Here is a 15,335-nt window from a genome sequence, read left to right as displayed (position 1 = left end):
AAACGTCGCTCCTCCCACGTTCTCGTCGGTCACCCGAATCGGAGCCGATTCCGGGCACGCCTGACGAGGACGCTAACGCCGCTGTCGGTGTCGTCAGCGCCGTCGACGTCGGTGGTGCCGCCACTGGAGGGTGAGTCCCGAACGAATCGCACACGGTCACAGGCCCGCGTGAGAGCGGCGACGAGGACGAACGCGGCGAGTGGAACGAGCATCGAGACGGAGACCGAACCGAGTGCGCTGGTGAGCATAGCTCCGGTGGTCCCGTCTTCGGTCAAAAAGGCTCGTGTCGGGCGGTCGGGAGAACGGAAGGAAGGTCGGCCGTCAGCGGATGGGGATGCGACTCCCGCCGTCGTCCCCATCGGGACCGGTGTCGTCGTCTCCCCGACCTCGTCCGCCGCGGCCAGGCCCCCGACGTTGCCGACCACCGCGACCGCTCCGGCCGCGGAACCGACTCTCCGGGTCCGGCCGCTCGTCGAGGACGATGGAGAGTCGGACCTCGGCGCCGTCGCGGACGACGTCGAGTTCGACCGGCTCACCCGGCCGAGTGCGGGTGATGAGGTAGCGCATCAGTTCCTCGTGGGAGCGGAGTTCGGTACCGTTCATCCCGACGATGACGTCGCCGCCGACGGGAATCTCCCGACCGCCGACCGTCCGGGTGTAGTCGGAACCCCGGAGCGAGTCGCCCGTCGTCGGGCCGACGTTCACGTCGACGACGAGCACCCCCCGCGGCTCGTCGAGTTCGTTGGCCTCGGCGACCGAGGGGGTCACGTCGAGCGTGCGCGTGCGGAGGTAGGAGTGTCGGAACCGGCCGCCGTCGAGCAGGTCGGGAACCACTCGGTTGACGATTTCGGGCGACACCGCGAAGCCGATGTTGTCCCCTTGCTTGGCGCGGTTGACGCCGACGACCTCGTAGCGGGGGTGGTCGGGGGCGTGGCCCCCGCTGTCGGCGCCGTTCACGACCGCCACGAGCGGCCCGCCGCTGTTGCCGGGGTTGATGGGCGCGTCCGTCTGGACGACGTCCGGGATGGCGAAGCCGCCCGGCGTCCCCATCGACCGGTTCGCGCCGCTGACGATGCCGGCGGTGATGGAGCCGTCGAGTCCGAGGGGGTTGCCGAGCGCGGCGACCGGGCGGCCCGGGTGCGGGTTGGACTCGGCGACCGGGAGCGGCTTCGCGAAGTTGGGGAGGTCTTCGACCGCGACGACCGCGAGGTCGGTGTAGTGGTCGGTGCCGACGACCTCGCCGGTGCGCCACGAGCCGTCGCTGAACCGGAGTTCTACGTCGAGCGAGCGCCCGACGACGTGTGCGTTGGTGACGACGTGTCCGTCGTCGTAGACGAACCCCGACCCGGACCCCGTCCCCGGCGCCTCGCGGCCGACGTACAGCGAGACGACCGAGGGGATGACGTCCTCGTACAGGCGTTCGTAGTCGATGTCTGATCTCATGCGATGTGGGCGGCCGACCGGTGGCCCCACCGGGACGACCGCACTAACCTCGGGTAAGCGTCGAGTATATAAATCCGTGTCGCGGGTTGGCACGGCCACGACCACAGGAGTGACCGGCGCACGACACGTTCGAGCGGGTCGGCCGGGGCCGAGCGGCGTCGGGCGGCATCGGGTGACGCCGCCCCGTCAGGAGCCCTCCGTCGGTTCCGCCGCGGTCTCCGAGGTACGTGCGATTCCGCCGGGGGCGAGCCGACGGACGGCTCTGAGCGCGAGGAGGGCGATGCCGACTTCCATCGCGCCGACGACGAGGAACGCCTCGAGGTACCCGAGCGTGCTCGCGGCGGTGCCGCCGACGAGAAAGCCCGTCAGGAAGCCCAGACTGCCGAAGACGTTGAACCCGCCCATCGCGGCGCCGCGCTCCTCGGGTGCGGCCACGTCGGTGACGAGCGCCATCGTCGCCGGGGCGACGAGCGCGCCGAACACGCCGACGACGACCATCATCGCCGCGGCGGGGACGAGCGAGGGCGCGATTCCGACGCCGACGATGGCGAACCCGTAGAGGACCGAGCCGACGACGACCGGCGCGAACCGGCCCACGCGGTCCGAGAGCGTCCCGAACGGGTACTGGAGCACCGCGAAGGGGACGAAGAAGAGCGCCAGGACGCCGCCCGCGCCCGCCGCGCTCAGTCCGAAGACGTCCCGGAAGTAGTAGACGCCGACGAGCGCGAAGAAGCCGGCCGTCAGGCGGTCGATGAAGCCGAACGCGTAGGGGACGAGCAGTTCGGGTCGGTCGCCCAGCCCCGAGAGCACGTCGCCCATCCCGGGTTCGGCGGCGTCGTCGCCGACGGAGCCGTCGACGGACTCGGACACGGGGTCGTCCGCAGGGTCGGACGCGGCGGACTCGACCGCTCCCTCCCGCACAGTCGCGGCCGCGAGCGCGACGACGAACAGGAGCACGGCGGCACCGACGACCGGCGCGAGCGGGTCGAGCGTCGTCAGTCGGCCGCCGACGACGGAACCCAGTGCGGCACCGAGGCCGATGGCCAGCCCCGCGGCGCCCATGTTCCGTCCGTGGCCGCCGGTGAGGTCCATCAGCATCGTGATGCCGAGCGAGAACGCGCCGATGGTCATGGCGCCGCCGAGGACGCGGACGAGAAGCGCGACCCAGAACGGGAGGTCGGCGAGCGCGACCCCGACGAGCGCGAGGTAGCCGACCGCGCCGCCGAGTGCGCCGGCGACGACGAGCGGGACGCGCCGGCCGAGCGCGTCGCTGGCGGCGCCCCAGAGGCCGGCACAGACGACGAACGCCGCGAACTCGGCGACGAGGAACCACATCCCGGCGTCGATGCCGGCGTCCGCGCCGGCGCCGAGGACGGCGACGAGGTCCTCGACGCCGGGGTAGAGGAGGACCTGCGAGACGAGCACCGCCCAGACGATGGCGGCGAGCGTGGCTCGGTCGCGGCGGGTCCGGTTCACACGGGCGGTTGGCTCCGGCGGGAAATACAGGTTGCGAAGGGAGTCGCGCCGAGAGATTATCAAAACCGATATCTCGGTGGAAATAATCTTGTGGGGTCCTCCTCGAGTCGGTGAGGATGTACGTCGCTCCACCGAGAGACACGAGGGCGATCGGCGAGTCGCCCGGGGCGACCGACGACACGAGGCTCGGGGAGTGCGTCCTCGCGGCGCTCGCCGACGCCGCCGACGCCGCTCCCGACCGGTTGACCGACGAGAGCGTCGTCACGGCCGTCGAGACCGAGACGGTCGAGCGCGTCGTCGACCGTCGGCTGACCGTCAGCGACACGCTCCACGAACGGGAACTGTCGCGCGAGAAGGTGGCGCGGTTGAACGTCGGGCGGGAGCTCATGCCGTTCGCGGCGGCCGAGCGTGACCGCTTCATTCCGGAGGGGTATGCCGGCGGGTTCGCGACGTTTCTCCGGACCGACGAGGTCCGTCTGTCGACCTGCGGTGCGTGTCACGGTCGACAGGTCACCACGTGCCCGGGCTGCAACGGGAAGCGACTCACCAGAGGAGCGGTCTGCAGTCGCTGTGAGGGGTCGGGAAACAGGACCTGTCGAACCTGCGGCGGTGACGGGGAGAGCTTCACGCTCGGGCTCGTCCGGCGGCGGTTCACCGGGAAGACCGCTCAGTCCCTCGACAGCGGCGGGAAACCCACTCGCATCTTCCACGGTGCGACGGGCCAGCGTGTCGAAGTCGTCCCTCGCGAGCCCGCGGACGACGAACTCAAACGCGAGACGGAGAGGTACGCCGTCCCGGTGACGACGGTCTCGTACGAGTACGAGGGTGAATCCTACACCGTCTACGAGGTCGACGGCCGGCCGACGGCGACGACGCTGCCCGAGACGACCTCGTCGGGGGGGTCGCGGCTCGCTCGCCTCCTCGGGCGCCGCTGACTGGGCGGCGCGCCGGTCCCGTGGCGCCGGACGTTACAACAGGTCGACGAGCGCCTCGTCCGCGTCTTCGACCGACGACCACGCCACCTCGTTGTAGTTCTCCCCGCTCTCGTCGGCCCAGTCGAGAGTGGGCCCCCAGCGTCCACCCCGACCACTCGTCCGTCCGCCGCGCACCCGTACCAGCCGCAGTTCGTCGAAGTCGCTCATCAGCCGTACGTTCGCTCGAGCTGATAAAAGTCTGTCCGCGGTCGGCGCCGCGGTCAGCCGCTCAGCGTCACCGGCCCCACGTCGAAGAACGCCGTCTCGTACCCCTCGTGGCGGGCGACCACGGGCGGGGTGTCGACGCCGAGTTCCACCGTGTCGTCCGCGGCGAGGCCCGGGACCGACGCCCCGTAGTGGTAGCCGGCCTCCGGGTCGAGCCCCGGCTGGAGGGTCCCGTCGAACTTCCCGTCCGAGACGGTCGCGGAGAGTCCCATCGCGCCGAGCACGTAGGCGTGGTAGCGCGTCCGCGGGGAGACGAGGAGGTACGGGTCGTCGCCGAAGCGGTCGGCCTCGGCGACCCGCCCGACGAACCGGAGGTCGCCGGCCGTCGCCTCGCCGAGGGCCGCACCCGGGAGGGAGTCCGGAGTCGGGGCCGACCCCATCGGCATCGACATCCCGTCGCCCATCGACATCTCCATGGTGTCGAGGGCGCCGCGGGTGCCCTGTTTCTCCTCGAGAAGCTCGAAGGGAATCTTGTTGCGCTCGGCCTCGCTGTACGTCCACTCGAAGTTCGCGGTCGCGGCGGAGCCGAACGTCCCCTCGAACGCGCCGAAGCGCGCGAGGTCGTCGAGGCCGCCGACGGTGACCGACAGCTGGTGGGTCCCGTCGCCGCCGACGGGGGCGTTGTCGCCGTAGTGGACGCCCATCCGCTGGGAGAGCATCGGATAGACGACCTCCTCGAAGACGGACTCGCCGTCCCTCGCGAGGGCGACAGTGACGCCCGCGTCCGGAATCACGACGCCCGTCTCCGGCTCCCAGACCCGCGTCATCAGGTGGACGGCGTCGTCGCGCTCGACGTCCTGGCGCTTCGCGACGTACTCGCCGCCCTCGTTCTCGACCGGCCAGAACCGGTGGGCGTAGCTGTAGGAGGTCGCGACCATCAGGTCGCCCGCCCTGGCCATCCCGATAGGCTTCATCCCCTCGCGGTGGGTGGGGACGTAGACGGCGTCCGGGCGGTTCTCGACCAGCGGCGGCTCGCGGCTGTTCGTCGTGGTCGTTCCGAACAGCCCCGCACAGCCGGCGAGGGAGACGGCGCCGGCCGCGCCGGCGGCGCGGAGGAGGTCCCGTCGGTTCATCACTCGGGCTAGTCGCGTGGGGCGCCTAAGGGCTCTGGTTCGGCCGTCGAACGGACCGGCCGTCGAACGGACCGACCGTCGGGTCACGCCGGCGTCGTACTCAGGCGCCGGCCTCGCCCTCGTCCGACCCGTGTTCGGCCGCTCGGACGTCCTCCAGTGCGCCGCGGGCGTTCTCGACCGCGGCTTCACGCTTCGCGGGGTAGGCTTCGACCTTCGCGCGGAGGGTGAGCCCCTCGCCGCGGCGCACCTCCCCCCGGAAGGCGGCCTGTTTGTCGAGGCGAAGGAAAAAGGAGCAGTTGTCGTCGACGCGGTCGTCGAGTTCGTCCATCACCCGGTCGATGTCGTCGAGTTCGGAGAGGCGCGCGAGCACGTGTCGCACGTCGTCGGCCTTCTCGACGCGCGCCGAGAGGACGACGATGCGGTCGCCGTGATACCCCTCGGTCGTGGAGCGCTCCACCTCGAACTCCTCGGGGAGGAACGCTCGGATGGCCTCCTCGACGCGCTTCTCGTCCTCGGTCGCGTAACAGAAGGTCCGCAGGTCGATGTAGTGAAACGGGACGCTCGCCATGTTCGGCGCTACGACGCGGGGGCGAAAAATCCCTGCGTTGTGCCGGCGGAGCTACTCCTCGTCGCTCTCGTCCGCGTCGGCGTCGCCCTCGGCGGCCTCGAGTTGGTCCTCGGGGATGCCCGTCTCCTGGCCGTCCTCGAAACTCACCGTGTACGTGGGGTCGCCGAACATCGTCTCCATCACCTGCGTGATGGTGCCCGTCTCGCCGTCGTACTCGCTGTGCTTGTCGGAGAGGACGACCTTGTCGTCTTTCTCGAAGCTCATGGCTCCCGCTCCGCTCTCTCCGGATAAAAGGCCGGTGGTTCGCGGTGCGCTCAGTCCCCGTCGGCGTCGCTCCTCGCTCCGTCCTCGGACGCGCCGCGGTCGGCCCCACCCTCGGGCACGTCCTGGCCCCAGAACCCGCCGTACTTCCGGACGACGAGGTCGCCGCGGACCCGTACCTGACAGGAGAGGCGGAGTCCGGACTCGGGCGAGTGCGGCGGGAAGGAGAGTCGGGCGCGCTCCCGAGCGCTCGGGTCGTCAACCGCACCGGCGTCGACGGGGTCGTCTCCGTCGGGGGTCGAGAGCGCGACGGCACAGGTGCCACAGGTGCCGTGCCCCCGGCAGTTCAGGGCGGCGGCGCGGCCGTTGTGTGGCGAGAGGCCGGCGTCGAGGAGGGCGTCGCGCAGGACTGCGCCGTCGGGACACGCTACGTCTCGGCCCCGGAAGGTCACTGTTGGCATAGTTCACACTCCGTTCCGTGGACCTAAATACGGTCGCGCCTACCCACCTGACATGGACACGACCCGACGGAGTCTCCTCGCGACGGTCGGCGGTGCCTCCACCATCGGTCTCGCGGGCTGTCTCGGTTCTCTCGGCGGCGGCGGTGCCGGGAACTGCGACCCGCAGGAAGAGCCCCCGGTGAACTCGTTGCCCGTCCCGGCGATGGGCGACGGCGACGTGATGGTGAAGGTGTGGTCCGACTACGCCTGTCCGCACTGTCGGACGTTCACGGTCGAGGCGCTCCCGAAAATCGAGGAGAACTACGTCGCCTCCGGCGACGTGACCTACGAGCACCACGACTTCCCCATCCCGGTGAGCGAGAAGTGGTCGTGGGGGGCCGCCAGCGCCGCCCGCGGAGTGCAGGATTCGATGGACGACGAGGCGTTCTTCGAGATGTCCACGCTGCTGTTCGAGAATCAGGACAAGTACACGATGAAACTTGTCGGCGACCTCGCAGAGCAGGTCGGCGCCGACCGCTGTGCCATCGTCGGCGACGCCCAGTACGACACCTACCGGCCGGTGCTGGAGCAGGACCGCCAGCGCGGCGTGAACCGCGGCGTGCAGGGGACCCCCGCCATCTTCGTCGACGGCGAACAGGTGGACTTCTCCGGCGCGCAGTCGTTCTACCCGCCCATCGAAGAGGCCATCGAGAACGCACTGTAGCCGGGCGGACTCCCCGACAGCGCCGAGCAGGCGTCCCGACCGCACGACCGCGGGGAAGTTTTCTCCGTCGCAGCCGACGGCTCCAGCGATGCGTCCCGCTCCCCCGGCGACGACCGGCCCCCGTCGTTCGGGAACCGAACCAATCCCCCTTTCACCGACGACTGCCAAGTACCGCCAATGAGACGACGACGCTTCCTCCGGTCGGTCGGCGCGACGGGCGCGGCGGGCGGCCTCGCCGGCCTCGCGGGCTGTGTCGGCACCTTCGGCGGGAACCCGAACACGACGCTCGGGAAACCCTCGGGTCCCGGCGCCGACGGCGACTACCCGTACCCGACGTGGGGTGAGGAGATGCCGGACGTGCGCTTCCAGAACCCGCTCGCGGGCGAGGCGGTGAGCCTCGCGGACACCGGCCGACCGACGTTCGTGACGTTCTTCTTCACGAACTGCATGACGGTCTGTCCGGGCCTCATCGGCGCCCTCCGGAACGTCCAGACCGACGCCGTCAACGAGGGGTACGCCGACGCGGTGCGCTTCCTCCCCGTCACCTTCGACCCCGAGCGCGACGACGGCGAGCGGTTCCGCGCGTACGCCGAGAAGATGAACGTCTCCCTCGACGCCGGCGACTGGCGGTTCCTCCGCCCCGAGAGCGTCGCCGCGGCGGAGGAGAAGATAAACGGGAACTTCGGCATCGGCTTCGAGAAACAGCCGGCGGAGGACGGGAACTACATGTACAACCACCTCGCGCTCGTCCTCCTCGTCAACGGCGAGGGGTACGTCGAGCGGGCGTACACCGGTCCGAGTCCGAACCCGACGACGTTCGTCGAGGACCTCGCGAAACTGCGGAAGTGAGGGTGTCCGACACGTGACCGATAGACGCACGTTCCTCGCGGGGGTCGCCGGCGCCGGCGTCGTCGGCGGCGGCGCGTGGGTCGCGACGAACGGCCTCCCGGGCGCCACTCCGACGACGACCGTCGAGACCGTCGACGCCCGGGGGTCGACCGCGGGCGAGCAGGCCGTCCCCGTCCCCGGCGAGGTCACGCTGGTCGACCTGTTCGCGACGTGGTGTGCCCCCTGCGAGGCCCAGATGAACTCGCTCGTCTCGATCCACGAGGCGTTCGGCGACCGGGTGCGGTTCGTCTCCGTCACCAACGAGCGATTCGGCAACGGGTTCACCCGCGACGACCTCCGCGAGTGGTGGGTCGGCCACGAGGGGAACTGGACGCTCGGCGCCGACCCCGAGTCGAGACTGCAGGAGGCGCTCGGCGCCGGCGGCATCCCGTACCTCGTCGTTGCCGACGCCGACGGCCGAATCACGTGGCGCCACGGCGGCCTCGCGAGCGAGGCCTCGATTCGCCGGGCGCTCGAGGGCGCCCTCGACGGGTAGCGCCCGATGCTCCAGCTCTCCCAGCTTCCCCCCGCCGGCACGCTCTCGCTCGCGGTCGCGACGGGACTCGCGACCTTCTTCGCCCCCTGTGCGTACCCGCTCCTCCCCGGCTACGTCGGCTACTACCTCACACAGGAGGAGGCGACCCTCCGGGGCGCGCTCCTCCGGGGGGTGGCGGCGACCGTCGGCGCGCTCGTCGTCCTCGGCGCCGTCGGCGGGGCGGTGCTCGTGGCCGGTCGCCCGCTGGCCGAACGACTCGCCCTGTTCGAACCGGTCGTCGGCCTCCTCCTCTTCGCCGTCGGCGTCGCCGTCCTCCTCGGCCGGGCGCCGACGCTCCACCTCCGGCTCCCGGCCCGGCGGCGGAGCGTCGCCGGTTTCGCGCTGTTCGGCGGCGTGTACGCCGCCGCCGCCGCCGGCTGTGTCGTCCCGCTCGTGCTCGGCGTCCTCTCGCGGGCCGCCGTCCTCCCGGCCGCCGCCGGGGTCGCGACGCTCGCGGTCTATGCGGTCAGCGCGGCGGCGCCCCTGCTCGGCGTGACGCTCCTCGCCGCCAGCGGGAGCGACGTCCTCCGCGACCTGAGCGGCCACGTGGGGTCGGTCCAGCGCCTCGCCGGCGGGGTGATGGCGCTGGCCGGCCTCTGGCAGGTCGTCATCGCACTGCGTTTTCTCGGGGTCGTGGCGCTCCCGGCGACGGGGGGTGTCTGAGTGCGGACGCGAACGTCGGTCGCGGTCGCCCTCCTGGTCGTCGCGCTCGCCGGTGTCGGCGCCGTCGCGCTCGCGGGGGGTGTCGGGTGGGTCGGCGGGGTCGGCGGGATTCCCGGACTCGACGCCGGCGGGACGCTCACCGAACGCTGGGTGAGCGACACCGCCCGCGACACGCAGACGAACCACCACGCCGTCGGCGTCGGCCCCGAGGGCCGCGTCGTCGTCGCCCCCGTCGCGATTCCGAAGCCCGGGTCGGGACTCCCCGCCGCAGACGCCTGCTCGCTCGTCCGGCTCGACCCCGCGAGCGGCGCGGTCGACTGGCGCGCGTCGGTCCCGCCGGAACACTGCTTCAGCCACGCGCTCACCGCGCCGACGGTCGCGGACGCCGACGGCGACGGCGAGTCGGAGGTCGCCGTCGGCACCACCCAGGACGCCGTCGTCGTCTACGACACCGACGGTTCGGAGGCGTACCGCGTCCCCCTCGCCTCGTACGGGTACGCCCCCCCGACGGTCGCGAACCTGACTCCCGAGGCCGGCCCGGAACTCGTCGCGCTCGACATCGGCGGAGCCGTCACGGCCGCGAACGGGGAGACGGTGCTGTGGCGGAGCGGTCTGGACGAGTCGGCGTACGCGGCCCCGCACGTCGGGGACACCGACGGCGACGGGGAGCCGGAGGTGCTCGTCGGCACCGGGAAGCGCGTCGCCCTGCTCGACTCGGCGGGCTACGTCGAGTGGTCGACGTCGGCTCCGGCCGCAACGATGACCGTCGCGGAGACGGAGTCCGGGACGGTCGCGTTCGCCGCCGGCGTTCGCCACCTCGCCGCAGTCGACGCCGCGGACGGGTCGGTGCGGTGGGAGCGCGAGCCCGAGGCCAATCCGGCCGTCGGCGCGGTCCGCGACGGTGACGACGACGGGGCGAACGAACTCTACGTCGCGTTCAACGACGGCCGCGTCGTCGCCTACGACGCCGCGACCGGCGAGCGCGAGTGGGAGGCGACCGTCTCGACGGAGACGACGAGCGCCGCCCCGCCACCGGCGCTGGGCGACCTCGACGGGGACGGGGAGCCGGAACTCGTCGCCCCCACGAACGGCGGGTCGGTCCACGTCCTGGACCCGGCCGACGGCTCGACGCTCGCGACCTACGAACGCGACTCGCTGGTGTGGACCCACCCGACGCTCGCCGACCTCGACGGCGACGGGGGCGACGAGGTGCTGGTGCGCTACGGCGACGGCCGGGTCGTCGCGCTCGACTACGAGTCGTGACGCGGTGACGAGAGGAGAGCCCACGATGTCACCGCGAGCCCGAACCGACCGCGTTTTCACCCGGAACCGGCAAGAGCGGGTATGGACAGCCTCCGTCGGCGGGTGGGTCGACACCTCGCGTCGGCCCGTCTCCTGACGGCCCTCTTCGCGTCGGTCCTCCTCGCCGCGCTCGCCGGGTCGGCCGCGGCCCACCAGGTGGGGACGCGCTTCGACGCGCCGCTCCCGCTCTCCCTCCTCTTCGCCGGTGCCGGGGCGACGGTGGCGACGACGGCGCTCCTGCTCGGGCGCGTCGGCGACGCCCCGACCTGGCGCCGACGACTGCTGTCCGTCCCGGCCGACGTCGCCCGCCCGCTTCGTCTCGTCGCTCGCGTCTGGTTCCTGCTCGTCGTCGGCGCCGCGGTCCTCGACGGCGTCTTCGGGCCGCGCGCGCCGCTGGCGAACGCCGCGACGTTGGTCGTCTGGCCGCTCTGGCTGAAGGGTCTCGGACTGGTTTCGGTGCTCGTCGGCAGCCCCTGGCGGACGCTCTCGCCGGCCCGGACGCTGTACGAGGGACTGGCGTGGCTGGAGGGCGAGGAACTCCGCTTCACCCCGTACCCCGAGCGCCTCGCCGAGTGGCCCGCCGTCGTCGGCTTCGTCGTCCTCGTCGGCGTCGTGGAGAACCTCACCGTCGTCCCGGCGCGCCCGCGGCTCACCGCCGCCGTGGTCGTGGGCTACGTCCTCGTCACCCTGCTCGGCGGGGTCGCGTTCGGCCGCGAGTGGTTCGAGCGCGCCGACCCGCTGGCCGTGTTGTACCGCCTGCTCGGACGCGTCGCCCCGATTACCATCTCCCGGACCGACGACGGCGGGTGGACGGTCGACGCTCGTGTCCCCTGGCAGGGCTGTCTCGACCGGGTGACCCCCGCGACGGCCGCGTTCGTCGTCGCCGCGGTGTACACCGTCAGCTTCGACGGGTTCGCCGAGTCGACGGCGTACCAGTCGCTGTTCTTCGCGACCCGGCGGGCGCTCGGCGTCGGCCCGAGCGTCAGCGTCGCCCTGTTCGCGCTCGGGCTGGGGGGCTTCCTGCTCACGTTCGTCGCCGTCGCCCGCCTCGCGGGCCGTGCGGGCGGGTTCGACCACCCGGCGACGACGCTCGCGGCGTCGGTGGTCCCCATCGCCGCCGCGTACGAGGTGGCACACACCTACAGCTACGTGCTGACCTACCTGGGACAGCTTCCGCGAGCGCTCGGCCTCGGGACGGTCGACCCGCTCTTTTTCCTCTCGCTGCCCGCGTTCTGGGCCTCGCAGGTCGCACTCGTCGTGGCCGGTCACGTCGTCGCCGTCGTCGCCGCCCACGAAGCCGTCGAGCGTCGGGTGGGGGCCGACCGACGGGCGCTCGTCGCACACGCCCCGCTCGTCGTGCTGATGGTCGGGTACACCGTGCTCTCGCTGTGGATAGTCTCGCGACCGGTCGCGGCGTGACGCGGGCGACTCGGTCCACCGACGACTCAGTCCGCCGGCGTCGAGTCGGACACGCGCTCGACGAACAACAGGGCGACCAATCCAGCGATGATGACGGCGTAGGCGACCGCCGCCAACAGCGCGTCGCCCGGGGTGGCGTACTCGCCGGTCCGGAAGATTATCGCTTTCCGGACCATCGCGATGACGCCGGTGTAGATGACGAGTCGGACGATTTGACGGGTGTCGCGCTCTTGCGTGTAGGCGACGACCGTCTGGTACACCTCGACGATGATGAGCAACAGCAGGCCGGTGTCGATGAACCCGATGACGACGAGCGGGTCGGTGATGGTGCCCCGCCGGACCGACCCCACGATGGCGAGCGCGAGGTCGAGGACGCCGACCGCGAACAACAGGGCGAACAGCGCCGCGGCCGCGAGTTCGACCGCGTGGACGAATCGGTCGGTCACCGCGGCGACGGTCGTCGCCGGCGGCCGCGGCCGCTCCGACGCCGGAGCGGCTCCCGACGCTTCAACCACGGACCGACACGCTCCTCGCCGCTCCGCCACCCGGTGTCGACCCCAGACCCATGCCACTAGTTACCGCGAGTGGGGATGAGGCTGTCTCGCCCGGTCCGCGTTCGGTCACGGGCGGAACGCACCGTTTTTGCGTCGGCGCACCCGACCTCGACCATGCGAGCGGCCACCGCCGTCGCCGTCGTCGCCATCGTCACCGTCCTCGTCGGGGTCGGTGCCCTCGCCGTCGGCGGGCTCGGCGGCGTGGGCGGTATCGGCGACGAGGGACGGCTCGTCGAGCGGTGGGTGAGCGACCCCGGTACCGAGGCCGGCGGCAACCACCACGAACCGGCGGTCGCGAACGGCACCGTCTTCGCGCCGGTGAGCGGGAGCCGCGGACAGACCGAGTGTGCGCTGGTCGCCTACGGCGCGGACGACGGTACCGAACGGTGGCGGGCGCCGGTCCCGGACGCGAACTGCACCATCCACGCCGTCGCGGACCCGACCGTCGCCGACTACGACGACGACGGCGTACACGAGGTGCTCGCCGCCTCGACCACCGAGGAACTCGTCGCCTACGACCCAGAGACCGGCGACCGGGAGTTCTCCTTTCCCCTCTCCCGGTACGGTTACTCGGCGCCCGTCGTCGCCGACGTGACACCCGGTGGGGGGGAGGAAATCGTCGTCACCGACGTGGCGGGCGTGACGTTCGTCCTCGGACCCGACGGGACGGAGCGCTGGCGCGTCGACACGGACCAACACGTCGAGACGGCGCCGACTGTCGCGGACTTCGACGCGGACGGCACACGAGAGACCCTCGTCGCCGGCGACCGTGCGCTCGTCCTCCTCGGACCCGACGGCGAGGTCGAGTGGGAGCATCCGACCGACGACCGCCTCGCGGCGTGGGTCACGACCGCCGACGCCGACGGGGACCCCGCGGTCGAGGTGTTCGCGGCGTTCACCCGCGGCGAGGTCGTCGCCGTCGACGGCGCGTCCGGCGAGACGGAGTGGAGACGCGAGGTTGGTCGGTTCCCGGCCGTACACGACGCCGGCGACGGCGACGGTGACGGGGCGGTCGAACTGTACGTCGGGACCCGAGACGGGACGGTCCGTGCGCTCGACGCGACGACGGGGGAGACGGAGTGGGCGACGCCCGTCGCCGAGGGCCTGCAGATGATGCCGCCGCCCGTGCTCGGCGACGTGGACGGTGGAGTAGGTGGCGGTGACCCCGGGCCGGAACTCGTCGTCGCGAGCAACGACGGGACGGTGACCGTGCTCGACCCGGACGGCACGGTGCGGACGACGTACTCGCGGGACCAGCCCGTCTACACGCACCCGGTGTTCGCGGACGTGGACGGCGACGGCGACCGGGAGGTGTTCGTCATGTACAGCGACGGGCGGGTCGTCGCGCTCGACTACCGGTCGTAATCCGACCGCAGACGGCCCGGCAAGAATCGAGGAGGCTTTGGGCCGGTCGCCCGTACCTCGACCCATGCCCGGAGTGCTGATTCCCTGTCACGCCGCGGCGACGGCGAACCTCCCGCTGCTCGCCGCGCTCACCCTCGGCGGCGTCGGCGCCGTCGTCGTCGCCGGTCTCGGCGTCGCCGCGTGGCTCCAGCGCGGGTCGCGCTCGTACCTGCTCGTCGCGCTCGCGCTGTCGACCCTGCTCGCCCGGAGCGGCGTCGCCGCGCTCACCCTCGGCGGGGTGATTCCCTGGGAGTCCCACCACACCCTCGAACACGGACTCGACGTGGTGATGGCGGCGCTGGTCATCGCGGCCGTCTACTACGCTCGACAGGTCGAGCGCGGCCGGGAGGCGCCGCGGTGATCCGCGCTCGCGACGAGGCCCAGGTAAGCGAGGTGCGCCCGTGAGCGAGGTACGCGGGCGCATCGAGGAGCACGTCCGTCGGAACCCGGGCGTCCATTTCAACGAACTCGTTCGGGCGCTCGACCTCGCGCCCGGGCAGGTCCAGCACCACCTCTACCGGCTTCTCGACGGCCCTTCCGCGTCGACGGCGAGCGTCGGTAGTCACGGTGAGGGCGCATCGCTCCTCGCCGAGGAGCGGTACGGCCGGACCCACTACTACCCGCCGACGTTCGACGAGTGGGAGCGCGGCGCCCTCGCGCTCGTCCGCCGGGAGACGAGCCGAGACGTCCTCAGATATCTGCTCGAGCACGGTCCCTCCGCCCCGGCGGCCGTCGCAGAGGAGCTCGGAATCGCCCGGAGCACGCTGGAGTGGCACCTCGGCCACCTCGTCGAGTGCGACGTGGTCGAGAAGGAGCGCGACGACCGCGGCCGGGTGACGCTCGTGCTCGCCCGACCCGAGGCGACGCTCGACCTACTGGCGGCCGTCTCGCCCTCGCTCCCCGAACGGTTCGTCGACCGGTTCACGCGGCTCGTGGACGGGCTGTTGGAGCCGCCGGCGGACGAGGAGTGAGGAGCGGACGGTACGGCGAAAACGGGGATGCGTCGGACCGCGCTCGTGTCCGGGAGTGTCGACGGCGCAGTCCGCCTACATTCCCATGTCCGCCGCCTCGTCCGGCACCGGGAGGTCGCGCGGGGAGACGCCGAGTAGCTCCGCGGCGTGGTCGAGCGCCATGTCGAACCCGTAGTAGCGTTCGAGTTCGTCCCCGTCGGCCGTCGGACGGACTTTCAGCATCGCGTACCCCTCGACGTTCTGGGCGACCGCGGCGGTCCGGCCGTCGCGTTCGAACTCGAGGACGCGCTCCTCGTCGGTCTCGTGGTAGCGGGCGGTGACGTCGCCGGCGCTGGCCTCGCTCATAGGCGGGGTTAGGACCGGAGGGTGTCGTGCCTGTCGGTCCCGGCGAGCGTCAGCGAGCCGGGAGCAGGGA

At 71.9% G+C, this 15,335-nt stretch carries 20 protein-coding genes; 10 read left to right on the top strand and 10 right to left on the bottom strand.

The window, feature by feature from the left end:
• Positions 1-29 precede the first annotated feature (29 nt).
• From N5095_RS21305 to N5095_RS21295, 3 genes are all read right to left on the bottom strand, one after another.
• On the bottom strand, positions 30-248 hold the full coding sequence (locus tag N5095_RS21305; protein WP_267625201.1) for a hypothetical protein: 219 nt from the start codon (positions 246-248) through the stop codon (positions 30-32).
• Between the two features lie 73 nt (positions 249-321).
• A complete protein-coding gene (locus N5095_RS21300) occupies positions 322-1,443 on the bottom strand; it encodes a S1C family serine protease (RefSeq protein WP_267625200.1) in 1,122 nt (373 codons plus the stop codon).
• Between the two features lie 186 nt (positions 1,444-1,629).
• Entirely contained in the window at positions 1,630-2,919 is a 1,290-nt protein-coding gene (locus N5095_RS21295; RefSeq protein ID WP_267625199.1) for an MFS transporter, read from the bottom strand.
• Positions 2,920-3,035: 116 nt separating this feature from the next.
• Here N5095_RS21295 and N5095_RS21290 point away from each other — a divergent pair, with 116 nt between their 5' ends.
• Entirely contained in the window at positions 3,036-3,854 is an 819-nt protein-coding gene (locus N5095_RS21290) for a hypothetical protein (RefSeq protein ID WP_267625198.1), read from the top strand.
• A 33-nt stretch (positions 3,855-3,887) separates the two neighbouring features.
• Here the strand turns inward: N5095_RS21290 and N5095_RS21285 are convergent, their stop codons facing one another.
• The 5 genes from N5095_RS21285 to N5095_RS21265 form a co-directional block, all read right to left on the bottom strand.
• Positions 3,888-4,061 (bottom strand): hypothetical protein, encoded by a 174-nt coding sequence (locus N5095_RS21285; RefSeq protein WP_267625196.1) that lies wholly within the window; start codon positions 4,059-4,061, stop codon positions 3,888-3,890.
• A 53-nt stretch (positions 4,062-4,114) separates the two neighbouring features.
• Complete coding sequence (locus tag N5095_RS21280) at positions 4,115-5,194, bottom strand: DUF7350 domain-containing protein (RefSeq protein ID WP_390203680.1); 1,080 nt, start codon at positions 5,192-5,194, stop codon at positions 4,115-4,117.
• A 97-nt stretch (positions 5,195-5,291) separates the two neighbouring features.
• Positions 5,292-5,759, bottom strand: coding sequence for an RNA-binding protein (locus N5095_RS21275; RefSeq protein WP_267625193.1), 468 nt, complete (start codon positions 5,757-5,759; stop codon positions 5,292-5,294).
• A gap of 51 nt (positions 5,760-5,810) precedes the next feature.
• Positions 5,811-6,023 (bottom strand): DUF1918 domain-containing protein, encoded by a 213-nt coding sequence (locus tag N5095_RS21270; protein WP_267625191.1) that lies wholly within the window; start codon positions 6,021-6,023, stop codon positions 5,811-5,813.
• A 50-nt stretch (positions 6,024-6,073) separates the two neighbouring features.
• Positions 6,074-6,481, bottom strand: coding sequence for a 2Fe-2S iron-sulfur cluster-binding protein (locus N5095_RS21265; protein ID WP_267625190.1), 408 nt, complete (start codon positions 6,479-6,481; stop codon positions 6,074-6,076).
• 52 nt (positions 6,482-6,533) lie between these two features.
• On the opposite strand from N5095_RS21265, the gene N5095_RS21260 reads away from it, so the two are divergent.
• From N5095_RS21260 to N5095_RS21235, 6 genes are all read left to right on the top strand, one after another.
• The gene (locus tag N5095_RS21260; protein WP_267625189.1) at positions 6,534-7,184 is read left to right on the top strand and encodes a DsbA family protein; all 651 of its coding nucleotides are present in this window, start codon (positions 6,534-6,536) and stop codon (positions 7,182-7,184) included.
• A 177-nt stretch (positions 7,185-7,361) separates the two neighbouring features.
• Positions 7,362-8,033 (top strand): SCO family protein, encoded by a 672-nt coding sequence (locus N5095_RS21255; protein WP_267625188.1) that lies wholly within the window; start codon positions 7,362-7,364, stop codon positions 8,031-8,033.
• 13 nt (positions 8,034-8,046) lie between these two features.
• Positions 8,047-8,568: a TlpA family protein disulfide reductase gene (locus tag N5095_RS21250; RefSeq protein ID WP_267625187.1), complete on the top strand. Its 522-nt coding sequence runs from the start codon at positions 8,047-8,049 to the stop codon at positions 8,566-8,568.
• 6 nt (positions 8,569-8,574) lie between these two features.
• Positions 8,575-9,270, top strand: a complete 696-nt coding sequence (locus N5095_RS21245; protein ID WP_267625186.1) for a cytochrome c biogenesis CcdA family protein — start codon at positions 8,575-8,577, stop codon at positions 9,268-9,270.
• Positions 9,271-10,533, top strand: coding sequence for an outer membrane protein assembly factor BamB family protein (locus N5095_RS22425; protein WP_267625185.1), 1,263 nt, complete (start codon positions 9,271-9,273; stop codon positions 10,531-10,533). It begins immediately after the preceding gene.
• An 81-nt stretch (positions 10,534-10,614) separates the two neighbouring features.
• Positions 10,615-11,991: a hypothetical protein gene (locus tag N5095_RS21235; protein ID WP_267625184.1), complete on the top strand. Its 1,377-nt coding sequence runs from the start codon at positions 10,615-10,617 to the stop codon at positions 11,989-11,991.
• Positions 11,992-12,017: 26 nt separating this feature from the next.
• On the opposite strand, the gene N5095_RS21230 is transcribed toward N5095_RS21235, so the two are convergent.
• A complete protein-coding gene (locus N5095_RS21230) occupies positions 12,018-12,506 on the bottom strand; it encodes a phosphate-starvation-inducible PsiE family protein (RefSeq protein WP_267625183.1) in 489 nt (162 codons plus the stop codon).
• 153 nt (positions 12,507-12,659) lie between these two features.
• On the opposite strand from N5095_RS21230, the gene N5095_RS21225 reads away from it, so the two are divergent.
• The 3 genes from N5095_RS21225 to N5095_RS21215 all read left to right on the top strand — a co-directional run bounded on the left by N5095_RS21225 (position 12,660) and on the right by N5095_RS21215 (position 14,920).
• Positions 12,660-13,910, top strand: coding sequence for an outer membrane protein assembly factor BamB family protein (locus N5095_RS21225; protein WP_267625182.1), 1,251 nt, complete (start codon positions 12,660-12,662; stop codon positions 13,908-13,910).
• A 64-nt stretch (positions 13,911-13,974) separates the two neighbouring features.
• Positions 13,975-14,310 carry a DUF7471 family protein gene (locus N5095_RS21220; protein WP_267625181.1) on the top strand — a complete coding sequence of 112 codons (336 nt, stop codon included), beginning with the start codon at positions 13,975-13,977 and terminating at the stop codon, positions 14,308-14,310.
• A gap of 40 nt (positions 14,311-14,350) precedes the next feature.
• A complete protein-coding gene (locus N5095_RS21215; RefSeq protein WP_267625180.1) occupies positions 14,351-14,920 on the top strand; it encodes a winged helix-turn-helix transcriptional regulator in 570 nt (189 codons plus the stop codon).
• A 75-nt stretch (positions 14,921-14,995) separates the two neighbouring features.
• On the opposite strand, the gene N5095_RS21210 is transcribed toward N5095_RS21215, so the two are convergent.
• Positions 14,996-15,265, bottom strand: coding sequence for a DUF7111 family protein (locus N5095_RS21210; RefSeq protein ID WP_267625179.1), 270 nt, complete (start codon positions 15,263-15,265; stop codon positions 14,996-14,998).
• Positions 15,266-15,335: the final 70 nt, after the last annotated feature.

Origin of the sequence: Halobium salinum (assembly GCF_026586625.1) — an archaeon.
GTDB lineage: Archaea > Halobacteriota > Halobacteria > Halobacteriales > Haloferacaceae > Halobium > Halobium salinum.
The sequence above is the reverse complement of the archived record's forward strand: the minus strand, read 5'-3'. Positions and strand labels throughout refer to the sequence as shown.